The sequence below is a fragment of the Planococcus chinensis genome, assembly GCF_042681545.1.
Lineage (GTDB): Bacteria > Bacillota > Bacilli > Bacillales_A > Planococcaceae > Planococcus > Planococcus chinensis.
Genome location: NZ_JBHUFW010000023.1, coordinates 13,800 through 37,541, shown reverse-complemented (window position 1 = coordinate 37,541; position 23,742 = coordinate 13,800). Strand labels below are relative to the sequence as shown.

The following is a 23,742-nucleotide window of genomic DNA, read 5'->3' as shown; positions in this document are numbered from 1 at the left end:
TTGGATTTTTTTGGACTAAATATGACCGCGTGCAGGAAAAATGATATACAAAAAACATGTTTTGTTATGTAACTGTAATGTAGGTGTGAAGAAAGACACGGAATAAAACATTAAAATAAGGATTAATGTGAGGAGAATGCGTAATGTTCATAGATACCCATGTACATTTAAATGCAGACCAGTACGATGAAGACTTAAACGAGGTTATCGACAGAGCTTTAGAAAACAATGTTACAAAAATGATTGTCATTGGGTTTGATCGCAAAACGATCCAACGGGCCATGGAGCTTGCCGAGAAATACGAGTTTATATACGCAGTGGTCGGATGGCACCCGGTGGATGCCATCGACTGCACAGAGGAAGACCTGAAATGGATTGAAGAGCTGGCAGCCCATAAGAAAGTGGTCGCCATCGGGGAAACCGGATTGGATTACCACTGGGACAAATCGCCGAAAGAAGTTCAGCAGGAAGTGTTCCGCAAGCAGATCCGCTTGGCGAAAAAAGTGAAATTGCCGATTATCATACATAATCGAGACGCAACAGAAGACGTCCTCCGCATTTTGAAAGAAGAAGATGCAAAGGAAGTCGGCGGCGTAATGCATTGCTTCGGCGGCAGTGTAGAAACAGCGCGTGAAAGCATCGCCATGAACTTCATGATTTCACTTGGCGGACCGGTCACATTCAAGAATGCCAAAAAGCCGAAAGAAGTGGCGGAAGCCATCGGCCTTGAACATCTTTTGATTGAAACGGACGCACCTTATCTTGCTCCCCACCCTTATCGGGGCAAGCGAAATGAGCCATCTTATGTTCCCCTTGTCGCGGAAGAAATTGCTCGGCTGAAAAACATTTCAGTGGAAGAAGTGGCAGAAGCCACTACACGAAATGCAGAACAGTTTTTCAAGTTAACAGACAACGCAGCAGAATAACCGCAATCGTTTGGTTTGACACCTTGAATTCGAGACTTTATAATCACTCAAGTGAATGAGGAGGAGTTATTTTTGACAAAATTAACAAATAATAGAAAGTCTATTATCGTTACAATCGCAACTGTATTGATGTTCGCAGCGGTTTTGACGTTTGCAATTTATGAAGGTACGAAAAATACCGTCACAATGACAGCCAATGGAGAAAAGACCGAAGTGAAGACGCATGCTGAAACGGTCGGAGACTTTTTGGAAGAGCAGGAAATTGAAGTTTCCGAGCATGATTTCCTGAGCCAACCTGCAGATGCTGCGATTGAGGAAGATGTCGCGCTCGAATGGGAAAAGGCCAAAGAATATACGATCAATATTGACGGCAAAAAGACTGCTGCTTGGACGACAGACGACCAAGTGAAGGATATCCTGGCCAAAGCGGATATCAAAACAACGGAACATGATAAAGTATCACCTGGATTAGACGAAAAAGTAGATGCGGATACAGCCATTTCTGTAGAAAAAGCATACGAGGTAACAATCTTGGATGGTTTGAAAAAGAAAAAGGTATGGTCCACTTCGACTACGGTCGCTGACTTTTTAAAGCAGAACAAGATTTCTTTAGGCGAACTTGACCGGGTTGAAAATGGAATGGATGAAATGGTCGTTCCAAATTCCGAAGTAAAAGTGGTTCGTGTAGAAAAGGTCACCGATGTAGTTGAGGATTCTGTAAAATTCGCTGAAGTAACGAAGAAGGATTCTTCGATTCTTAAAGGGAAAGAAAAACTTGTCCAAAAAGGTGAAAACGGCGTTGTTGCCAAAACTTTCGAAGTGGTGAAAGAAAACGGCAAAGAAGTAAAACGTGAATTGAAAAGCGAAAAAACAGTGAAAGAAGCAAAGAAACAAGTGAAAGCTGTCGGCACAAAAGTAGTCGTAGCAAGCGTATCGCGCGGAGCGAAACAACCGGCTCCGAAAGCGGCGACGGCATCAACCAGCAAAGCGGCGCCAGCGCCGCAGCAGGCAGCAGCACCTAAACAAGCAGCACCGGCTCCGAAAGCGGCGGCAGCACCAGCAGGGGAGCCGGCAGGCAGAGAACTTTACGTGTCCGCTACGGCATACACAGCATTCTGTGCAGGGTGTTCAGGCATTACGGCAACCGGCATCAACTTGAAAGCGAATCCGGGCCTTAAAGTCATCGCCGTGGATCCAAGCGTCATTCCGCTCGGCTCGAAAGTATGGGTGGAAGGTTACGGCTATGCAGTAGCCGGAGACACTGGCGGAGCGATCAAAGGCAACAAAATCGATTTGTTCATGCCGAATAAATCGGATGCTCTCGCATTCGGACGCAAACAAGTAAAAGTCAAGATTCTTAATTGATAAGAGGCGCGAAAGGCTTTCTTGGGGATTCCCGGGAAAGCCTTTTACATATTTGCCGCCCGGCGTGTAGAATGAAACAAGAAGTGCGTGAAATGAGGAAGACAGATGAAAATAAGCGAAATTATAGTAGTTGAAGGAAAAGACGACACGGTGGCAGTCAAACGCGCCGTCGAAGCGGACACGATTGAAACGAACGGATCGGCGATATCCAAGTCGACGCTCGAACAAATCGCCCATGCCCAGCAGAAGCGGGGCGTCATTGTTTTTACCGATCCCGATTATCCCGGCCAGCGGATCCGTGCTATTATTGAAGAACATGTGCCGGCCGTCAAGCATGCCTTTTTGGCGAAAGAAAAAACGATCGCCAAAAACGGCAAAGGGCTGGGCATCGAACATGCAGCAGATGAGGACATCCGGGAAGCGCTGGCGTCCGTCTATACGCCACTCCAAAGGGAGCGCGAAGTGGACATTACGATGGAAGACTTGATCGATGCGGCGCTTGTAGCGCATCCTCAGGCGAAACAGCGGCGATCCCGTTTGGGCGAAATGCTCCAAATCGGCTACACCAACGGCAAACAGCTGCAGAAGAGACTCCATATGTTCGGCATCTCGAAACAGCAATTCATAGAAGCAGTAATGGCTTTAAATCAGGAGGAACAGCAATGAACAAAGATATAGCCACACCGATCCGCACACAGCAGATCATGGCGAAACACGGGTTGACGGTGAAAAAAAGCCTCGGGCAGAACTTTTTGATCGACCCGAATATATTAAGGAAAATTGTCGGCAAAGCGAACCTGACAAAGCAGTCGGCAGCCATTGAAATCGGCCCAGGAATCGGCGCTTTGACGGAACATTTGGCGCGGGATGCGGGAAAAGTGCTGGCCTTTGAAATCGACCAGCGGCTTTTGCCCGTCCTGGCCGATACCCTATCCCCATACGATAATGTTTCAATCATCCATTCGGACATCTTAAAGGCTGACGTACGGGCAGCCATTGAAAGCGAACTTGCCGGCTATGACGACATTATGGTCGTGGCGAACCTGCCTTATTATGTGACCACGCCGATCATCATGAAGCTGCTCCTTGAAAAGCTGCCGATCCGTGGATTGGTGGTCATGCTGCAGAAGGAAGTGGCAGAGCGCATTACCGCAAAACCCGGCACAAAAGCATACGGTTCATTGTCCATCGCGATTCAGTACTATACAGAAGCCGAGATGGCGCTGACCGTGCCGAAGACCGTCTTTATGCCGCAGCCGAACGTCGATTCTGCCGTCATCCGCATGATCAAGCGCACCGAGCCGATCGTCAAAGTCATCGATGAAGATTTCTTCTTCACCGTCACGCGCGGGTCGTTCGTCCAGCGGCGGAAAACCATTTTGAACAATCTGCAAAGCGCCATGCCGAACGGCAAAGAAAAGAAAGAACTGATCTTAAAAGCGCTGAAAGAAGCGGGCATCGACCCGGCAAGACGCGGCGAAACCCTGTCCATCCAGGAGTTCGGGCTGTTGTCCGATAAATTGCATCCTTATTTTAAGGAATAAAGCAATTTTTGTAACAAAAGTGGCACATCTTGCTTTGTTTCGCTGTTATTTCGAATAAAAAAATATTGACATTAGCCTAAGAACGCTGATAAAATTAGAAATTTGCTTGACGAAATGGTCAAATTCTGTTAAACTTTGTCTATAGTGAGGTGTAGACAAATGCCCAAAACTTTGGCGGATATTAAAAAATCGTTAGACCTGCATTTAGGAAAGCGATTGCTTTTGAAGGCAAATGGAGGACGCAAGAAAACGGTCGAACGTGCCGGAATCCTGCGCGAAACGTACCACTCCGTGTTCGTGATCGAGCTTGACCAAGATGAGCATGCATTTGAACGCGTGTCTTACAGCTACGCAGACATCTTAACAGAAGCAGTAGAAATTACTGTGTATGAAGGAACAGAAGACGCACTTGTTGTTAAATAATGAACTATATTGATATTCTTAGTTGAAAAACTCACCGCCTGTACCCACAGACGGTGAGTTTTTTGGTTTCTGCAGAACGGCAGCTGTGTTAGCTTGAATGCTTGGCTGTCGAACCGGTACGGCCGTTTCCGCTTTTCTTGATGTCCAGCTCCGGCGCCTAGGCCCTCGAGTCGCTTCGGTCTTGACCCGAATGGCAAAGAGCGCCATTCACGCCAAGCCCTCCAGCGCTTGTCGGGCCTATCAAGGCGCCTGCGCTTTTCTATTGTCCAGACTCCGGCAGCCAGCCCCTCGAGGTCGCTTCGGACCTGCTGCGAACGGCAAAAAGCGCCGTTCACTGCAGATCCTCCAGCGCTTGTCGGGGCTAGATGGCTGCCTGCGCTTTTCTTCTTTATATTGCGCCATTCGTCCCGCGGCGGCTGTCGTGTGTTAAAATAGTTTTCATTAGACTATAAAAGGAGGCAGTGGGATGCTCTACGTAAAAGCACCTGCCAAAATCAATTTAACTTTGGATGTTTTATATAAGAGGCCGGACAACTATCATGAAATCGAAATGATCATGACAACTGTGGACTTGGCTGACCGCATCGGCCTGAAGGCCACAGAAAGCGGCATACATATTGAATCGGCCGACCGTTTCGTGCCGAATGATTCCCGCAACCTAGCTTATCAGGCGGCCAAGCTCTTGAAAGATACTTTCGGCATCAAATCCGGAGTCATCATTTCATTGGAGAAGCAGATTCCTGTGGCCGCAGGGCTTGCCGGAGGGAGCAGCGATGCAGCAGCGACTTTGAAAGGCTTAAACCAGCTGTGGCAGTTGAATCTGTCTTTGGATGAACTGGCCGAGCTCGGCGCGAAAATCGGCTCTGATGTATCATTCTGTGTATACGGGGGGACGGCGCTTGCAAAAGGGCGCGGTGAAATCATCCAGGAGCTTCCGGCACCGCCAAACTGCTGGGTCATTTTGGCGAAGCCGACCATCGGCGTCTCGACCGCGGATGTGTACGGAGCTTTTGATGCTGCTAAAGCGCATCATCCGAACACGGCGGGGATGATCAAAGCGCTCGAAGATGGAGACTATCAGGCGATGTGCGATAATCTGGGGAACGCCCTTGAAAGCGTGACGTTGGGGATGCATCCCGAAGTGGCACAGATCAAGGACCAGATGAAGAAGTTCGGAGCGGATGCCGTGCTGATGAGCGGCAGCGGCCCGACCGTCTTTGGGCTGGTGCAGCAAGAAGCACGGATTCCCCGGATCTACAATGGCTTACGCGGATTTTGCGGAGAAGTCTATGTGGTCCGCCTGATCGGGGAACGGGAGATACTTGCCTAAAAGCGTACATTTATGGTAAGTTTTCTATAAATTATTCGTGTTTAGGAGAGTGTACAATGAAGTGGAAGCGCAGTGAACGGTTAGTTGATATGACGCATTATTTATTGGAACATCCACATAAGCTGATCCCGCTTACATATTTTGCCGATATCTATGATTCCGCAAAGTCTTCCATCAGCGAAGATTTGGGGATTGTCAAAGAGACGTTTGAAGACCGGGGAATCGGGTTATTGATGACTGTGCCGGGAGCCGCTGGAGGAGTCAAATATGTTCCGAAGCTGCACGAGGATGAAATCAGGGAAATCATGGGCGAATTGATTGAAGAACTGAGCCATTCCGACCGGCTGCTGCCGGGCGGCTATCTGTACATGACGGATGTCCTCGGCAATCCAGGCATGATGAACCGGGTCGGCAAGGTATTCGCCACGGCATTTGCAGATGAGAAAATCGATGTCATCATGACGGTCGCCACCAAAGGGATCCCGATCGCCCATGCCATCGCCCGCCACCTGAATGTCCCGGTCGTCATTGTGCGGCGGGACAGCAAAGTGACGGAAGGATCTACAGTCAGCATCAATTATGTATCGGGCTCCTCGCGCCGCATCCAGACAATGGTGCTGTCGAAACGGAGCATGAAGAGCGGGCAGCGCGTGCTGATCACCGACGACTTCATGAAAGTCGGCGGGACCATGAACGGCATGAAAAACCTGCTCGAGGAATTCGACTGCACCCTCGCCGGCGTTGCGGTGCTTGTGGAAGCGGAACATGCCGACGAGCGGCTTGTCGAAAAATATTTATCTCTTGTCAAATTGCATGAAGTCAGCGAAAAAGAACGGACCATTGCGTTAGAAGAAGGAAACTACTTTACTAATGGAGGTTTTTGATATGAAATTCGTAGCAACAGACCAAGCAGCAGCGGCAATCGGGCCTTACTCACAAGGTGTCATTGCAGGCAATATGTTTTATAGTTCCGGCCAGATTCCTTTGACTCCTGCCGGTGAACTTGTCGAAGGGACGATCGAAGAGCAGGCGCATCAAGTTTTCGCCAATCTGAAAGCGGTCCTCGCAGAGGCGGGTTCTTCGCTTGGCCAAGTGGTCAAGACGACCGTGTTCATCAAAGATATGAACGACTTCGCCGCTTTGAATGAAGTATATGCTTCATATTTCGGCGACCACAAGCCGGCGCGTTCAACTGTTGAAGTGGCACGCTTGCCGAAAGATGCAAAAGTTGAAATCGAAGTTATCGCCTTGATCTCGCAATAAGGCTGTCATTGAATAATTGGAAAGAACGCCATGGCCAAAGAGCCATGGCGTTCTTTTCGCGTTTAAGCTATCCCGAACAGGCTCTTTTTCCTTGAAAAACTGAAAGAAACCCAGAACTTCTGCAACTAAAGATAGATTAAGGAAGCGTTGATTTAATTTTCTAATAAATAACTAAATTCTTTGAAGGAGTCTGGGGATTGGAAGCGAATTACATAAATAGCATCAATTATTACATCTTAGATGAGAGGTGGTGAGAGAATGGAAGTAACCGATGTAAGGCTGCGGCGCGTTCAAACCGAAGGGCGGATGCGGGCGATCGCTTCCATCACGCTGGACAACGAATTTGTGGTGCATGATATCCGGGTGATTGACGGCAACGACGGGCTTTTTGTAGCAATGCCCAGCAAACGGACGCCGGACGGCGAGTTCCGGGATATTGCACACCCGATCAACTCGGGCACACGCAATAAACTGCAAGAAGCGATTTTAACAGCATACGCACAGAGCGAGGATGAACCGGTTTTGGAAGAAGCCGGAGCATAAACGCGCCACCTCATGAGCCTTCTTCATCAGATAAGGCTCTTTTTTCTTGCCCCTTTTTTTGTCATCGTATTGTCATGCCTTGAAACCTTGAATTATCAAGGTTTTTCAGCTATAGTCAATAAGGAAATGTGAAAAGACCTACTAAAAAAATATGATAAATAGTAAATTTTGGGAACGGAGGAACCTCTAAATGACAAGTACATACGCAGTGATTTTAGCAGCCGGGCAAGGGACGCGCATGAAGTCCAAGCTTTACAAAGTGCTGCATCCAGTATGCGGCATGCCGATGGTGGAACACGTCGCCAATAATGTGCAGCAGGTCGGCGTTGAAAAGATCGTTACGATCGTCGGCCACGGAGCGGAAAAAGTACAGGAACAGCTTGGTTCGAAAAGCGAGTACGCATTGCAGGAGGAACAGCTGGGAACGGCTCACGCTGTCCAGCAGGCCGCATCGCTGATTGAAGGATTGCCTGGCACGACGCTTGTTGTTTGTGGCGATACGCCGCTAATCCGCCCGGAAACGATGGAAGCGCTTCTTGCACACCATAACGAATCCGCAGCGAAAGCGACCATCCTTACAGCAATTGCCGTTGATCCGGCAGGCTATGGCCGCATTATCCGTGACAGCGAAGGAAGCGTCGCGAAGATCGTCGAGCAGAAGGATGCATCAGCTGACGAGCAGCAAGTGAAGGAAATCAACACCGGAACGTATTGCTTTGACAATGTAGCGCTTTTTGAAGCGCTGAAAAATGTCTCCAATAATAATGCCCAAGGCGAATATTATTTGCCGGACGTCATCGAGATCCTCCAGAAACAAGGCGAAGTGGTTGCGGCTTTCGCAACAGACAGCTTCGATGAAACCCTTGGCGTCAATGACCGTGTCGCTTTGAGCGAAGCGGAACGGACGATGCGCCGCCGCATTGCAGAAAAGCATATGCGCAATGGTGTATCGATCATCGATCCTGCCACGGCCTATATCAGTGCCCAAGCGGAAATCGGACGCGATACAGTGCTTCAGCCGAACGTTATCATCGAAGGAAATACGAAGATCGGGGAAGACTGCTTTATTTCTTCCGGCTCGACAATTTCCAACAGCACCATCGGCGACCGGACAAACATCCGAACTTCGCACATCTACGACAGCATTGTCGGAAACGATGCCGCAGTCGGGCCGTTTGCACACCTGCGCCCGGAATCGCATCTCGGCCATGAAGTGAAGATCGGTAATTTTGTGGAAGTGAAGAAAGCGGAAATCGGCAATGCCAGCAAAGTCTCCCACTTGAGCTATATCGGCGACGCCCATGTCGGAACGAACGTCAATATTGGCTGCGGCACGATTACGGTCAATTATGACGGAAAAAATAAGCATTTGACGACCATTGAAGATGACTCGTTTATCGGGTGCAATTCAAACCTGATTGCCCCGGTCACCGTTGGAAAAGGCTCTTATGTGGCTGCGGGATCGACCATTTCAAAAGATGTGCCGGAAGATTCACTGGCCATCGCCCGTGCCCGCCAGGAAAATAAAGAAGGCTATGTGAACAAACTAAACCTTAAAAAATAGGAGGCTACACACGAAATGAGTTATCGAATTGATCCAGCAACCACGAAAATGAAGATTTTTGCATTGAATTCCAACCAGGGATTAGCAGAGGAAATTGCCAAGGAAGTCGGCCTGCCGCTCGGCAAAAGTTCTGTAACCCATTTCAGCGACGGCGAAATCCAGATCAATATCGAAGAAAGCATCCGCGGCTATGACGTCTTTATCGTTCAATCGACATCCCAGCCAGTCAATGAAAACTTGATGGAGCTTTTGATTATGATCGATGCGGTCAAGCGTGCATCAGCGCGTACGGTAAACGTGGTCATGCCTTATTACGGCTATGCCCGCCAAGATCGTAAAGCGCGTTCGCGCGAGCCGATCACTGCAAAACTGGTAGCGAATTTGCTGGAAACAGCTGGAGCGACGCGTGTCATCGCATTGGATCTCCATGCGCCGCAAATCCAAGGATTCTTTGACATCCTGATCGATCATTTATTGGCTGTGCCCCTTATCTCGGATTATTTCCTGAAAGAAAGCGGCATCGATTTAGAAAACGTGATTGTAGTATCTCCTGACCACGGCGGCGTGACGCGCGCCCGGAAAATGGCGGACCGCCTGAAAGCGCCGATTGCCATCATCGACAAGCGCCGTCCACGTCCGAACGTTGCAGAAGTCATGAACATTGTCGGGAACGTCGAAGGCAAAACGGCCATCATCATCGATGACATCATCGATACGGCCGGTACGATTTCCATTGCGGCAAGCGCATTGATTGAAAGCGGCGCCAAAGAAGTCTATGCATGCTGTACGCATCCGGTCCTATCCGGCCCGGCGGTTCAGCGCATCAACGATTCGGTCATCAAGGAATTGATCGTGACGAATTCGATTGCATTGCCGGAAGAAAAGCGTTCGCCGAAAATCAAGCAGCTTTCTGTTGCGAAGTTATTGGCTGAAACGATCATCCGCGTCCATGAACAAAAATCCGTCAGCACCTTGTTTGATTGATAAAGAGCAGCGCCCATTAGTTTTCCAGGTTTGATTTTGCGGAAGCAGGGTATTCCATAACTATGCATATATATTTTAGTAGGAAGAACCTGAAGCAAAATGCAAAATTGAAACTGGAGGATGAGGATATATGAGTACAAAAATTTCTGCACAAAAAAGAGAAGCTGGAACACCACACTCGACATTGACAAACTTACGCGGGAAAGGCGATGTACCGGGAGTCGTTTACGGCTACCAGACAGAAACCATCTCTGTGTCTGTTTCTGAAACCGATTTGATCAAGACATTGCGCGAATCAGGGCGCAATGGCGTCATCAACTTGGAAGTGGAAGGCAAAACATTGAACGTCGTGTTGAGCGACTTCCAGCGTGATGCTTTAAAAGGAAGCTTTAAGCATGTGGACTTTTTAGCAGTCAATATGGCTGAAGAACTTGAAGTGTCCGTGGCTGTCCATACGACGGGCGAAGCTGCAGGCGAAAAAGAGGGCGGCGTGGTTAACCAGCCGAACCGTGAAGTGACGATTAAAGTGAAGCCTTCGGATATTCCGGATTCATTGGACATCGATGTTTCTGAATTGGCGATCGGCGATCATATTTCTGTCGGCGATATCCGCGGAACCGTGTCTTATGAAATTTTGGATGAAGACGACTTCCTATTGGTATCCGTGACAGCTCCAACCGTAGAAGCAGAACCTGAAGAAACGGATGAAGAAGCGGAACCAGAAGTGATCGGCAGCAAAGAAGAGTCTGAGGAATCAGAAGAAGCATAAGAACCACTGCACCATGAATTAAAGGGGCTGTCATCTGACAGCCCCTATTTTTCTGTTTTGCGGGCCCTTTATGATAAAATGGAAGACAGTGAACTTGCAAAGGAAGATGGATGATGAAATTAATTATTGGCTTGGGGAATCCCGGCAAAGCATATGAACAGACGCGGCACAACATCGGCTTCAAGGTGATCGATTACCTGGCGATGAAATGGAATGCCCCGTTGACGCAGTCGAAGTTCAAAGGGATGTATTCGGTCATCCACCGGCCGGAAGGCAAAGTGATGCTATTGAAGCCGCTGACTTTCATGAACTTGTCCGGCGAGAGCGTCGGGGCGTTGATGGATTATTACGACATCGCTGTGGAAGATATCGTTGTCATCTACGATGACCTGGATCTTCCGACGGGCCAGCTGCGGCTGCGCCAAAAAGGCAGTGCGGGCGGCCATAACGGCATCAAGTCGTTGATCCAGCACCTCGGGACGCAGGAATTCAACCGCATGCGCATCGGCATCAGCCGGCCGCCAAGCGGCATGAAGGTTCCGGATTATGTGCTGTCGCGCTTTTCGGAAGGCGAGATTCCGGACATGGCGCAGGCTGTCGAGAAAAGTGCGGAAGCATGCGAGCTGTGGCTGTCTAAACCGTACTTGGAAGTCATGAACCAGTTTAACGGAGCATAAAAGAATCCGCTTTGGCGCAAAAGGCGTCCAGAGCTTTTTTCCGTTTTACGGAAACGGCATATTCGTACATCGAAAGGAGGAATCTTCATGGAACCCATTTTGCAGGTATTTTCAGAGGATTCGCATACACAAGGTTTTATTTCAGATTTGCAAAAGGGCCAGGACCACCAGCTGATCTCCGGCCTTTCCGGGAGCGCCCGGCCGATTTTCTACCAGACGGTCTGGGCGAAGACTGAGGCGCCGCTCCTGATTGTTACGCCGAACTTGCTGCATGCGCAGCGGGTCTATGATGATCTGGTGAAGCTGATGGGCGAGGACTTGGTCCATCTATATCCAGCGGATGAGTTGATCGCGGCGGATGTCTCTTTTTCGGGTCCTGAGCTTCGGGCCCACCGCATCGATACGCTCGACCATATGGCAGGCACCGGCAAAGGCATCTACATCACGCCGGTCGCCGGTATGCGCAAACTGATGCCTTCCCATGCCCAGTGGGCGTATTCAACGCTCCGCACAGAGGCGGGGGCTGAACTGGACACGGAAGAGTGGCTGTCGAAATTAGTGGCAATGGGCTATTCGCGCACGCCGATGGTCACGACGCCGGGGGAATTCGCGCTGCGCGGCGGGATTCTCGATATTTACCCATTGAACTTCGAGCATCCGGTCCGCATCGAGCTGTTCGATACGGAAGTGGATTCCATCCGCCTGTTTTCAGCGGATGACCAGCGCTCGCTCGAGAAAATCACTTCGTTATGCATCCTGCCGGCGACCGAATTGGTGCTGTCAAGGGGACAGCGCCTTGAACTGGCCGACAAGATCGAAGAGCAGCTTGCGAAATCGTTGAAGAAAGTAAAAGCGGACGATACGAAAGAAGCGCTGCTGCAGCACATCCAGCATGACATCACAATGCTGCGGGAAGGCAATATGCCGGACCAGGCGGCGAAATACGCTGCGCTTGCCGAGAGCCAGTCGGATTTCCTGGCCGATTATTTCCCGAAGGACGGGTTCATCTTTTTCGATGAACTCGGCCGCATCCAGGAAATGACGGAGACGCTGGAGCGCGAAGAAGGGGACTGGATCGTTTCACTGCTGGAAGAAGGCAAATTCCTGCAGGATCTCCGCCTCTCCTACACGTTCCGGGAAGTGCTTCAGAAAACCAAACAGAAAGTGGCTTTTCTGTCTTTATTCGTCCGGACTTTCCCGATGGTCCAGGTCAAGAAGTCGATTGCGTATTCCTGCAAGCCGATGCAATCGTTCCATGGCCAGATGAATCTGCTGAAGGCGGAAGCGGAGCGCTGGCAGCTTGCGAAATTCAAGGTCTACATCATTGCAGAGGGCGAGGAGCGTCTCCGGAAAGTCCAGTCGGTGCTTGAGGATTACGGCATGGATGCGGAACTCCATACCCCTGAGACCGAAACGCAAGGCGGCAAAATGTATTTGGTGGACGGGGACCTGTCCGGCGGTTTTGAAATGCCGCTGCAGCGGGTCGCGATCATCACGGATGCCGAGATGTTCAAAAAGCAGGCCAAGAAAAAGACGCGCCCGCAGAAACTGACGAACGCGGAACGCATCAAGAGCTATTCGGAAATCAAGCCCGGCGATTACGTCGTCCATGTCCATCACGGCATCGGCCGCTATGTCGGCATCGAGACGCTCGAAATCGGCGGCGTCCATAAAGATTACCTTCACATCGTCTACAAGGCGGATGATAAATTATTCGTTCCGGTCGACCAGATCGACCTGATCCAGAAATACATCGCTTCGGAGGAAAAAGAGCCGAAGCTCCATAAGATGGGCGGCGCGGAATGGAAGAAGACGCGCAAGAAAGTATCAGCGGCGGTTCAGGACATTGCGGACGACCTGATCAAATTGTATGCGGAGCGTGAAGCGCTGAAAGGTTACGCGTTTTCGGAAGAGCAGGACATGCAGCGCCAGTTTGAAGCGGAATTCCAGTATGAGGAGACGGTCGACCAGCTGCGCTCGATCAATGAAGTGAAGCGCGACATGGAGAAAGAACGGCCGATGGACCGCCTGATTTGCGGCGACGTCGGCTACGGCAAAACCGAAGTGGCCATCCGCGCCGCGTTCAAAGCGGTGCTCGACGGCAAGCAAGTGGCGTTTTTGGTGCCGACGACAATCTTGGCGCAACAGCATTTCGAGACGATGGTGGAGCGGTTCAAAGATTACCCGATCACCGTCGGCCTCATGAGCCGCTTCCGTTCGAAAAAGCAGCAGACCGAAACCGCGAAAGGCCTGAAAAACGGCTCGGTCGATATTGTTGTCGGGACGCACCGGATCCTGTCGAAAGACATCGCCTATAAAGATTTGGGCTTGCTCATCATCGACGAAGAACAGCGATTCGGCGTTACGCATAAAGAGAAGATCAAGCAGATGAAGACCAATGTCGACGTCCTGACGCTAACGGCGACGCCGATTCCACGGACGCTTCACATGTCAATGATCGGCGTGCGCGATCTGTCGGTCATCGAAACGCCGCCGGCCAACCGCTTCCCGGTGCAGAGCTATGTCATGGAGCATAACGGGGCGCTGGTCCGCGAAGCGATCGAACGCGAAATGGCCCGGGGCGGCCAGGTATTCTACCTTTACAACCGGGTGGACGACATGACTCGCAAAGTGGAAGAGATCCAGGCGCTCGTGCCGGAAGCGCGCGTCGGCTATGCGCACGGCCAGATGTCGGAAAGCGAACTCGAGTCGGTCATCCTGAGTTTCCTCGACGGGGAGTATGACGTGCTCGTCACCACGACGATCATCGAGACCGGCATCGACATCCCGAACGTCAATACGCTCATCGTCTACAACGCAGACCGCATGGGCTTGTCGCAGCTGTATCAATTGCGCGGCCGCGTCGGCCGGTCGAACCGGGTAGCCTACGCGTACTTCATGTACCAGCGCGACAAGGTGCTGACAGATGTTGCGGAAAAACGCCTGATGGCGATCAAGGAATTCACCGAACTCGGCTCCGGCTTCAAGATCGCCATGCGCGATTTGTCGATCCGGGGCGCCGGGAACCTGCTCGGTTCCCAGCAGCACGGCTTTATCGATTCGGTCGGCTTCGACCTGTATTCGCAGATGCTCGAACAGGCAATCGAAGAGCGGCGCACCGGCATCAAGAAAGAAGAGATCCCGGAAATCGAGATTTCACTCGACGTCGACGCCTATATACCGGACAGCTATATCCACGACGGCTACCAGAAAATTCAGATGTACAAGCGGGTCAAAGGCATTGACGAAGCGGAGGAAGTCACCGAGCTGCAAGACGAGCTCATCGACCGTTTCGGCGATATGCCGATCGAGACGGACCGCCTGCTGCGCATTGCCCGCATGAAAGTATGGGGGCGCACAGCCGGGGTGGAATCGATCAAACAAACCGGCAAGATCACGACCGTCAAACTCTCCGAGACCGGCACGTCATCCGTCAATGGCGGAAAGCTCGTGGAAGAATCGGCGGCATTCGGCCGCGCTGTCGGCTTCAGCATGGCCGGGCAGCAGCTGGTCATGAGCATCGATGCGAATAAAACCGGCAAACACCATCCGTTTGATGTGCTCGAAGGCATGATGAAACTCTTGCCGGAATCGCTGCGCGAAGAAAAACCGGTCGGTTAATTTGGACGAGGAATGGGTGGACCCGTTGAACAATGAAGGAACAATGAAAACATTTATGAAAGGCGCGGTGCTCCTGACCATGGCGGGGCTCATTGTGAAATTGCTGAGCGCCGTCTACCGCGTGCCGTTCCAGAACATGGTCGGCGACCAAGGCTTCTATATCTATCAGCAGGTCTATCCGTTCATCGGGATCTTCAGCACCTGGACGTCGTACGGGTTTGCGGTCGCGGTGTCAAAGGTCATGGCGGATTCCGAGGAGCGGGACCATGGATCCATCCTGCGCATCGCGTTCGGTTTTATCGCGGCGGTGTCGACCTTATTCTTCTTGCTGCTGTATGCCGGCTCGGGGCTGTTGGCGGATTGGATGGGCGATGCAAAGCTTGCGCCGCTTCTGAAAGTCGGTGCATTCACCGTGCTGCTCATGCCGGTCCTTGCGGTATTGAAAGGCTTGTTCCAGTCCTATAACGATATGGCGCCGGTCGCCTATGCCCAAGTCGCCGAACAAGCGGTGCGTGTATCCGTCATCCTCTTGGGCACCTGGTTTGTCATCTCCAGCGGCTTGTCGCTTTATGCAGCCGGGCAGACCGCCATGTTTGGCGCGTTTATCGGTGAAATGGCGGGTGTTGCCCTCCTGGTGGCGTTTTACCGGAAGCGGCTCTTCAAGTTCAGCCCCTCGCCGGGGTTCCGAAAATGGCCAGCCATCAAGACGCTGGTCGCAGTTTCCTTGAGCGTCAGCATGAGCTCCTTGATCCTGCTGTTTTTCCAGCTGGCCGATTCGTTCACCGTGTTCCAGCTGCTTGCAGACAGCGGGTTGGGGCGCATGGAGGCGATGGAGCAAAAAGGCGTCTATGACCGCGGCCAGCCGCTCGTCCAGTTCGGCCTATTGATTGCAACGTCGCTTGCGCTGACGATCGTGCCGCTGGTCGCCCATATGGCGAAAAAAGACAGCGGCCGTTCGGCGGAAGTCTACGCCCAGCTTGCTTTCCGCATTTCGTTTTTATTCGCTTTTGCGTCTGCAGCCGGCTTGACGTTCGTCATGCCGTACGTCAACGAAATGCTGTTCCAGACACGGGAAGGTTCCTTGGCGTTGATCATTTTCAGCTGGCAGGTCGTCTGGATGTCGCTTGTCCTCGTCCTGGCAGCGATGCTCCACGGCCTTGGCAAAGTAAAGGTGACCGCCATCCTGCTTGCGCTCGGGCTTGGGGTGAAAATCATCGGCAATGCGTTCCTGGTTCCGCTTTGGGGAATCACAGGCGCCGCGGCAGCCGGCAATATCGGCCTAGCGGTGATCGTCTTCGGCCTGTTTGCGTATTTCAAGCGCGTGTGGCCGGTGCGTTTTGCGCCCATCCGCTATTACGGCTGGATTCTCGCGGCAACAGCCCTTATGGGTTCCGTTGTTTGGAGCTGGGAGCTGCTTTCGGACATCGTGCTGTTCGACGGCTTTGAAAGCCGCATCGGGGCGATGTTGACTGCGTTGACCGCCGTGCCGCTTGGAGCCGCTGTGTTTTTGGCGGTGATTGCGAAAAGCCGCATCATCACCGAAAAGCAATGGTACATCATCCCGTTCGGACGAAAACTGGCGGGGCTTCAATTACTGATCAGAAAACAGAAAAGGTGATGCAGATGAACACCATACATGTAATCGGCCTCGGCGCAGGGGATTTGGACCAGCTGCCGTTCGGCGTTTATAAAAAATTGAAACAGGCAACGGATCTCTATGTCCGGACGGCCGACCATCCCGTCTTGGCGGAATTGGCGGAAGAAGGGCTCGCGTATACGTCGTTCGATGTGGTGTATGAAAAGCACGACCACTTCGAACCTGTCTATGCCGAGATTGCGGCAACGCTCATCGGATTGGCGGAGCGGCAGGACGTCATCTACGCAGTGCCGGGGCATCCATTGGTTGCCGAACAAACCGTGCAGAATTTGATCGAAGCGGAAAAGAACGGCGAATGCCAATTGTCGATCGAAGGCGGACAGAGTTTTCTGGATGCGATCTTCGGCGCACTCCGCATCGATCCGATTGAAGGGTTCCAGCTGCTGGATGGCACTTCTATGCACAGCGACCAAGTGAATATGGTGCAGCACGTTTTGATTGCCCAGGTCTACGACTCCTTCAGTGCATCCGAAGTGAAGCTCACATTGATGGAGAAGTACCCGGAAGAATATCCGGTGACGATCGTGACAGCAGCGGGATCAAGAGATGAAGTGCTCCGCACTGTCCCGCTGTATGAACTGGACCGGGCAGCGGAGGTCAATAACCTGACGACAATCTATGTGCCGCCGGCAACGGAACGGCTGGACCGCGTGAAGGAATGGCAGACATTCCGCAGCATCGTGGCCCAGCTGCGAAGCCCGGAAGGCTGCCCGTGGGACCGTGAGCAGACACATGAATCCTTGCGCCCGTTCTTGCTGGAAGAAGCGCACGAACTGCTGCAGGCGATTGAAGACCAGGACGATGAAGCGATTGCCGAAGAATTGGGCGATGTTTTATTGCAAGTGTTCCTGCACGCACAGATCGGCCAGGACAACGGCTATTTCCAGCTTGAGGACGTCCTGGCCGCTGTCAGCAGCAAAATGATCCGCCGCCATCCGCATGTTTTCGGAGACGTGGAAGTTGGCGGTTCAGACGAAGTGGTGGCGAACTGGCAAAGCATCAAGGCGGAGGAAAAGCCGGCAACGGAATCCATTCTGGACGGCCAGGAACGCTATAGCTCTTCCTTGACCACGTCGTATAATTACCAGAAGAAAGCGGCGAAAGTCGGCTTTACCTGGGCGGATGCAGACGGTGCATGGGAAAAGCTCCAGGAAGAATTAAAGGAGTTCCAGGAAGAGGCGGCGAAAGGGTCAAGTGAGCGCCAGCTCGATGAATTGGGGGATCTCCTGTTCACGCTCGTGAACATTGCCCGGTTCTATGAATTGTCGCCGGAACAGGCCATGGCAGGAGCCAACCGGAAATTCCGCGAGCGCTTCGCGCATGTCGAGCAGCGGGTAAAGGAAGGCACAGGCAATTTCAGCGATTACAGCCTTGAGCAGCTCGATCAGTTTTGGAATGAAGCCAAAAAGATGGCAAGAAAAGGGGATTGACTATGCGACTCGATAAATTTTTGAAAGTCTCACGTTTGATCAAACGCCGCACGTTGGCGAAAGAAGTGGCCGACCAAGGCCGTATTACCGTTAATGGATCAAAAGCGAAAGCAAGTTCAACTATCAAAGAAAACGACGAACTGCAGATTCGCTTCGGCCAGAAAGTCGTGACCGTGCGTGTCGATCAGTTGAAAGAAAACGCTAAGAAAGACGAAACAGCAAATATGTACACGATTCTGAAAGAAGAAAAGCTCGATAAAGTCGAACCGCAATTCATCGATGACGAAGCGTGAGGGTTTAAAAATGAAAAAGCTGCACTGGAGCCGAGGGCTCAGGGTGCAGCTTTTTGTTTGGTTGCATGGCGAATCCCGCAAAACCTTTAAAGAAGCAGAAATCGGAATAAAGAATTATAGAACGCCAATTCAGCTTTTGTTTCCCATCAAGGCGACGAGCAGCGCTTTTTGCGCATGCAAGCGGTTTTCCGCTTCCTGAAACACCACCGAATTCGGCCCTTCAAGAATGCCGGTCGTCACTTCTTCTTCGCGGTGGGCCGGCAGGCAGTGCATGAAAATGTAATTCGGATGGGCGTGCTGCACAAGTCCTTCATTGACCTGGAAGCCTTTGAAATGCTCCATGCGTTCGAGCGCTTCCGCTTCCTGCCCCATGCTCGCCCAGACATCGGTGTAAATGACGTCGCAGCCGGAAACGGCTTCCACCGGGTCTGCAGTAACGTGAATGTTGGCGCCGGTATGGACGGCAATGCTTTTCGCGAGTTCCATCATCTCCGGTTTCGGTGCGTATTTCGCCGGGCAGGCGATGGTGATGTCCATTCCGACTTTCGCTGCGCCGATCATCAAGGAGTTCGACATGTTATTGGCATCGCCGATATACGCCATCTTCTTGCCCGCGAACGTGCCGAAATGCTCCTGGATCGTCAGCAGATCCGCCAGTACCTGGCAAGGGTGGAAGTCATCGGTCAATCCGTTGATAACCGGCACGCTGCTATGGAGGGCAAGCTCTTCGACCGTCGCTTGATGGAACGTGCGGATCATGATGCCATCGAGGTAGCCTGACAGCACCTGGGCGGTATCGGCGATGGTTTCGCCGCGGCCCATCTGGATATCGCGCGTGCTCAAGTACATCGCATGGCCGCCGAGCTGGAGCATGCCGGCTTCAAACGACACACGTGTGCGGGTCGAAGACTTCTCGAAGATCATGCCGAGCACTTTTCCCTGAAGCAGCGGCAAGTGCTTGTTCTCCGGTTTTTTCAACTCAGCCGCCAAGGACAGCAAGTCCAGAATCTCCGAAGAGCTGTAATCTTTCAGCGACAGTAAATGGGATTGGGCAATTTGCGGGGCATACGGCAACGTCGTGGTCATTTCGCAAGCACTCCTTTTTGGTTTGTAATGAATTTCACTGGCTCTTCAAAAGCGTTGACGGTTTCAGCGCGCGTCCATACGTGCAGCCGGTGGATGGCAGCCTGTGACGCCTGGAGCTTGTCCGGGTCCGGCATCAAATCTATATAGATTTTCTTGGAATCCGTTTTCAGCCATTCTGCGAAAGGCAGCGTTCTTTCTGTATGGAAAGCAAAGCCGTGGGACCGCCAGAATTCAGGATCGATCAGCGGCAAGGAGGCTTCGGTAATGAAAATCGTTCCGCCGTCCAACCGGGCCAATTGCTGGGAAGCGCCGATCAAGGCTTTTTGCATTGCGATCGCGGCATCAGAGCTTTGGCCGATCACTTCGCCGGTCGACATCATTTCAGGCGACAGGACGGGAGACAAGCCAGGCAGCTTGATATGTGAAAATACCGGCGCTTTGACGGTGTATTCGGGCTGTCCATTGTACAGGCCATCGATGCCAAGTTCACTGTAAGGAGTGCCGAGCATGAGTGCCGTTGCCAGCTGCACAAGCGGCACGTCCGTCACTTTCGAGCTGATCGGCGCTGTGCGCGATGCCCGCGGATTGATTTCCATGACATACAACCGGCCGTCCTCGTAGACAAATTGGATGTTGAACAAGCCCGTGTATTCCATATGGCGGGCGATGTGCTTGGCAGTTGCCGCCACATCGTCCAGTTCCGCCGCTGTCAGGGAAACGGGGGGTGTGATGGAAATGCTGTCGCCTGAATGGACGCCAGTTCCTTCAATGTGCTCGAAAATCGCCGAGACCCAGACGTTTTCGCCGTCGGTCAGAATATCCGCTTCCACTTCTTTGCCGGTGATGAAATGGTCGACGAGCACTGGGAATATGGCGTCGGTCTGCGCAAGCCAGTTTTCCAGTTCCTGCGCATTGTGCAGCACGTCCATTCCTTTGCCGCCGATGACATAAGAGGGGCGCAGCAGGACCGGGTAGCCAAGCTTCTCGGCCAATGGCGCCACTTCTTCAGGGCTTCCGGCTGTAAAGCTTGGAATTGCCGATAGGCCGATCGACTCCAAGAATGAATAAAACCGGTCGCGGTCTTCCATCTGGTCGAGCAGGTCAGCGGTCGAGCCGAGGACGGTGATGCCGGCCTCTTCAAGCGCTGCTGCGACATTGAGCGACGTCTGGCCTCCGAACTGGACGATGACATCCGTAATGCCTTCGAAATCGAGCACATTCAAGATGTCTTCAGCTGTCATCGGCTCAAAATAGAGGGCATCGGCAATTTCGTAGTCCGTGCTGACCGTTTCGGGATTGTTGTTGATCATCACCGCTTCATAGCCGAGCTTCTGGAGCGCCATGACGCTGTGCACGCAGCAATAGTCGAACTCGATGCCCTGGCCGATGCGGATCGGCCCGGAACCGATCACGGCCACTTTCTTGCGGCTTGCCGACCGCACATCCGAATCGCCGTTCCAAGTGGAATAATAATAATTCGTCTGCGAACGGAATTCTGCCGCGCATGTATCGATGACGCGGTAAGCGGGCAGCAGATTCCAGCTCTTGCGCTGTCCCCAGATTTCAGAGGCCGGGACATCCCATAGCACTGCCAGCTGCTGGTCGCTGAAGCCGAGCGTCTTCGCCTGCAGCAGGCGTTCATGCGTCATGCTCTGCCAGGACAAGGACTGGAGTTCCTGCCATTCGTTGACGATACGCTTCAGCACATAAAGGAAATAGGGTGTGATGGCAGTCAGTTCATGCAAGTCGCTGATGCTTTTCCCTTGAACCAGCAATTCGAAAAGCACAAACAGCCGGCGGTCGTCCGCTTCTGCCGCCATCTTTTCCAATTCGGCTGTCGGCATTCCGGAAAGTGCCGGAAGGCGGAAGCCGTCGAGCGGGATATCGAGTGAGCGGACCGCTTTTTGGAAAGCGGCTTCCATGCTTCGTTCAATCGCCATTACTTCGCCGGTCGCTTTCATTTGGGTGCCGAGCAGGCGGTTTGCATCCTGGAACTGGTCGAACGGCCAGCGCGGAATTTTCACAACGGCATAATCGAGTGCCGGCTCAAAGCTGGCGAATGTTGTGCCGGTCACCGGATTTTTCAATTCGGCGAGGAGATAGCCGATGGCAAGCTTCGCCGCGATTTTCGCAATCGGATAGCCGGTCGCTTTGGATGCGAGCGCCGAGGAGCGGCTGACGCGCGGGTTCACTTCAATGAGATAATAAGCTGATGTTTCCGGATGGAGGGCGAACTGGACATTGCAAGCGCCGATGATGCCGAGCGCTTCGATGATGTTGATCGAAGCGGTGCGCAGCAGATGGTACTCCCGGTCGTCCATCGTCTGGCTCGGGGCGACAACGATCGAGTCGCCGGTATGGACGCCGACCGGATCCATATTTTCCATATTGCAGACGGTGATGCAGGTGCCGGCAGCATCACGCATCACTTCGTATTCGATTTCCTTGTAGCCGGCGATGCTTTTCTCGACGAGGCATTGCTTGATCGGGCTCGCGCTGAGGCCTTGTGCGACAAGCGAGACGTAAGCTGTTTCGTCTTGGGCGATGCCGCCTCCGAAGCCGCCAAGCGTGTAGGCCGGACGGACGATCAGCGGGTAGCCTGCAAGCGCTGCGAAGTCGAGTGCACTTTCGATGGAATAGACGATTTCGCTTTGCGGCACCGGTTCGCCGAGTTCGTTCATCAAGGCCCGGAATTGTTCGCGGTCTTCTGCTTGTTTGATCGATGCGATATTCGTTCCAAGGAGCTTGATGCCGAATTTATCAAGGATGCCCGCATCCGACAGCGCCATCGCCAAATTCAGGCCGGTCTGACCGCCTACGGTTGCCAGCAGGCCGTCAGGGCGCTCCTTTTCGATGATCGCCACGAGGCTTTCAAGTGTGAGCGGTTCAAAATAAACGGTATCGGAAACCGATTTGTCTGTCATGATCGTTGCCGGATTGTTGTTGACAAGGACAACCTGGATGCCTTCTTCCTTCAATGCCAGGCAGGCCTGGGTGCCGGAATAGTCGAATTCTGCAGCTTGGCCGATGACAATCGCGCCGGAGCCGATGACCAGTACTTTTTGGATGTTTTGCTGTTTAGGCATAGATTTTCACCTTCTTTTTCTCGAGTGCTGCAGCCAGGAAATGGCTGAACAACTCCAAATGGTCCGCCGGGCCGGGTGCGGCTTCCGGATGGAATTGCACGGTCATGATCGGCAGCTCCGGGTGGCAAAGCCCTTCGATGCTGCCGTCATTGACATTTTGATAAAGGACAGTGAGCGGGGTGGCGTCGATGCTCCCCGCTTCGACTACATAGCTGTGGTTCTGCGAACTCATGGAAACGCGGCGGGTCTTCAAATTGACGACCGGATGATTCGCTCCGCGGTGCCCGAATGGCAATTTGGCTGTCTTGGCGCCGAATGCGGAAGCGAGCACCTGGTGGCCCAGGCAAATGCCGAATGACGGATAACGTTCCGCCCAATCGCGGTAGACCCCGAACCATTGAGCCAAAGCGGCCGGATCTCCCGGGCCGTTTGAAAAAAGCAAGCCGTCGAGCTGCAGGGCGTCCAATTGCTCAGAAGACAAGGTGTGGGGAATAACGCTGACTCTGCACTCCCGCTTCAGCAATTCCGATAAGATGGAAGATTTGTAATGGAAGTCGATCAAGCCGATATGGAGCGCGCCTTCGCCATATGTTGCAATAGCGGACTCTTCACGTTGGCCTGTGAAGAAATCGTTTGTTGCCGGCGGCAAGTGAACCGGCGGAGTGGAGGCCTCGGCCATTCTTGCCTGCATGGTGCCTGATTCACGGATTGCCTGAATCAGGGAGCGGGTATCGATGCCGCTCAACACAGGCACATCTGCGCTTTTTGCAAATTGGGCCAATGTCTGTGCGCCTTTGCGGACCGGTCCATCGTAGAGCTCGGCGACTACAATGCCTGCCGCCTGGATGTTGTCAGATTGGACATGCGCCGCTCTGACGCCGTACTGCCCGATCAACGGATAAGAAAAAACAACGATCTGCCCTTTATAAGAGGGATCGGTTAACACTTCCTCATAACCCGTCATGCCGGTGAAAAAGACGATTTCGCCATGCGCCGGTGCAGTTCCCCCGTGCCAACGCCCTTTAAAAGAATCTCCATTTGCTAATGACAGCATTCCCGCCATATTTCCGCCTCCTTCTAATTTATTCACATTTAATGCATATTTATTAGTGCAGAAAATTTGAATTTCAATAAAACTCAATGGAATTAAAGAATTCTATATAGTATCTATTAGTATAGTG

At 52.3% G+C, this 23,742-nt stretch carries 20 protein-coding genes; 17 read left to right on the top strand and 3 right to left on the bottom strand.

Annotation, left to right across the window (positions count from 1 at the left end; genetic code table 11):
- Positions 1-143 precede the first annotated feature (143 nt).
- From ACFSDB_RS17555 to ACFSDB_RS17475, 17 genes are all read left to right on the top strand, one after another.
- Positions 144-926, top strand: a complete 783-nt coding sequence (locus ACFSDB_RS17555; RefSeq protein ID WP_204893763.1) for a TatD family hydrolase — start codon at positions 144-146, stop codon at positions 924-926.
- 42 nt (positions 927-968) lie between these two features.
- Complete coding sequence (locus ACFSDB_RS17550; RefSeq protein ID WP_377340811.1) at positions 969-2,291, top strand: ubiquitin-like domain-containing protein; 1,323 nt, start codon at positions 969-971, stop codon at positions 2,289-2,291.
- A gap of 105 nt (positions 2,292-2,396) precedes the next feature.
- On the top strand, positions 2,397-2,957 hold the full coding sequence (gene rnmV / locus ACFSDB_RS17545; RefSeq protein ID WP_204893762.1) for a ribonuclease M5: 561 nt from the start codon (positions 2,397-2,399) through the stop codon (positions 2,955-2,957).
- A complete protein-coding gene (gene rsmA / locus ACFSDB_RS17540) occupies positions 2,954-3,835 on the top strand; it encodes a 16S rRNA (adenine(1518)-N(6)/adenine(1519)-N(6))-dimethyltransferase RsmA (RefSeq protein WP_204893761.1) in 882 nt (293 codons plus the stop codon). The genes rnmV and rsmA overlap by 4 nt, the downstream gene beginning before the upstream one ends.
- 159 nt (positions 3,836-3,994) lie before the next feature.
- Entirely contained in the window at positions 3,995-4,258 is a 264-nt protein-coding gene (gene veg, locus ACFSDB_RS17535; RefSeq protein ID WP_071152415.1) for a biofilm formation stimulator Veg, read from the top strand.
- 466 nt (positions 4,259-4,724) lie between these two features.
- Positions 4,725-5,588: a 4-(cytidine 5'-diphospho)-2-C-methyl-D-erythritol kinase gene (gene ispE, locus ACFSDB_RS17530; protein WP_204893760.1), complete on the top strand. Its 864-nt coding sequence runs from the start codon at positions 4,725-4,727 to the stop codon at positions 5,586-5,588.
- Positions 5,589-5,644: 56 nt separating this feature from the next.
- Positions 5,645-6,472, top strand: coding sequence for a pur operon repressor (gene purR, locus ACFSDB_RS17525; RefSeq protein WP_204893759.1), 828 nt, complete (start codon positions 5,645-5,647; stop codon positions 6,470-6,472).
- Between the two features lies 1 nt (position 6,473).
- Positions 6,474-6,851 (top strand): RidA family protein, encoded by a 378-nt coding sequence (locus ACFSDB_RS17520; RefSeq protein WP_204893758.1) that lies wholly within the window; start codon positions 6,474-6,476, stop codon positions 6,849-6,851.
- 258 nt (positions 6,852-7,109) lie between these two features.
- Entirely contained in the window at positions 7,110-7,394 is a 285-nt protein-coding gene (spoVG, locus tag ACFSDB_RS17515) for a septation regulator SpoVG (protein WP_204893757.1), read from the top strand.
- A 190-nt stretch (positions 7,395-7,584) separates the two neighbouring features.
- Positions 7,585-8,958, top strand: a complete 1,374-nt coding sequence (gene glmU, locus ACFSDB_RS17510; protein ID WP_204893756.1) for a bifunctional UDP-N-acetylglucosamine diphosphorylase/glucosamine-1-phosphate N-acetyltransferase GlmU — start codon at positions 7,585-7,587, stop codon at positions 8,956-8,958.
- A 15-nt stretch (positions 8,959-8,973) separates the two neighbouring features.
- Positions 8,974-9,942 (top strand): ribose-phosphate diphosphokinase, encoded by a 969-nt coding sequence (locus ACFSDB_RS17505; protein ID WP_204893755.1) that lies wholly within the window; start codon positions 8,974-8,976, stop codon positions 9,940-9,942.
- Positions 9,943-10,072: 130 nt separating this feature from the next.
- On the top strand, positions 10,073-10,711 hold the full coding sequence (locus ACFSDB_RS17500; RefSeq protein ID WP_204893754.1) for a 50S ribosomal protein L25/general stress protein Ctc: 639 nt from the start codon (positions 10,073-10,075) through the stop codon (positions 10,709-10,711).
- A gap of 113 nt (positions 10,712-10,824) precedes the next feature.
- Positions 10,825-11,388 carry an aminoacyl-tRNA hydrolase gene (gene pth, locus ACFSDB_RS17495; RefSeq protein ID WP_204893753.1) on the top strand — a complete coding sequence of 188 codons (564 nt, stop codon included), beginning with the start codon at positions 10,825-10,827 and terminating at the stop codon, positions 11,386-11,388.
- 87 nt (positions 11,389-11,475) lie between these two features.
- Entirely contained in the window at positions 11,476-15,009 is a 3,534-nt protein-coding gene (mfd, locus tag ACFSDB_RS17490; RefSeq protein ID WP_204893752.1) for a transcription-repair coupling factor, read from the top strand.
- A gap of 43 nt (positions 15,010-15,052) precedes the next feature.
- Positions 15,053-16,627: a putative polysaccharide biosynthesis protein gene (locus ACFSDB_RS17485; protein WP_377340794.1), complete on the top strand. Its 1,575-nt coding sequence runs from the start codon at positions 15,053-15,055 to the stop codon at positions 16,625-16,627.
- Between the two features lie 5 nt (positions 16,628-16,632).
- Positions 16,633-18,096 (top strand): bifunctional methyltransferase/pyrophosphohydrolase YabN, encoded by a 1,464-nt coding sequence (gene yabN / locus ACFSDB_RS17480; protein ID WP_204893751.1) that lies wholly within the window; start codon positions 16,633-16,635, stop codon positions 18,094-18,096.
- Positions 18,097-18,098: 2 nt separating this feature from the next.
- Entirely contained in the window at positions 18,099-18,389 is a 291-nt protein-coding gene (locus ACFSDB_RS17475; protein ID WP_204893750.1) for an RNA-binding S4 domain-containing protein, read from the top strand.
- A 129-nt stretch (positions 18,390-18,518) separates the two neighbouring features.
- Here ACFSDB_RS17475 and argF read toward each other — a convergent pair whose 3' ends face one another.
- Genes argF through ACFSDB_RS17460 form a run of 3 tightly spaced genes read right to left on the bottom strand, consistent with a single transcriptional unit; the run spans position 18,519 to position 23,624 of the window.
- Positions 18,519-19,475: an ornithine carbamoyltransferase gene (gene argF, locus ACFSDB_RS17470; protein ID WP_204893749.1), complete on the bottom strand. Its 957-nt coding sequence runs from the start codon at positions 19,473-19,475 to the stop codon at positions 18,519-18,521.
- A complete protein-coding gene (carB, locus tag ACFSDB_RS17465; protein ID WP_204893748.1) occupies positions 19,472-22,561 on the bottom strand; it encodes a carbamoyl-phosphate synthase (glutamine-hydrolyzing) large subunit in 3,090 nt (1,029 codons plus the stop codon). The genes argF and carB overlap by 4 nt, the downstream gene beginning before the upstream one ends.
- The gene (locus ACFSDB_RS17460) at positions 22,554-23,624 is read right to left on the bottom strand and encodes a carbamoyl phosphate synthase small subunit (protein ID WP_204893747.1); all 1,071 of its coding nucleotides are present in this window, start codon (positions 23,622-23,624) and stop codon (positions 22,554-22,556) included. Before ACFSDB_RS17460 ends, carB begins: the two co-directional genes overlap by 8 nt.
- Positions 23,625-23,742: the final 118 nt, after the last annotated feature.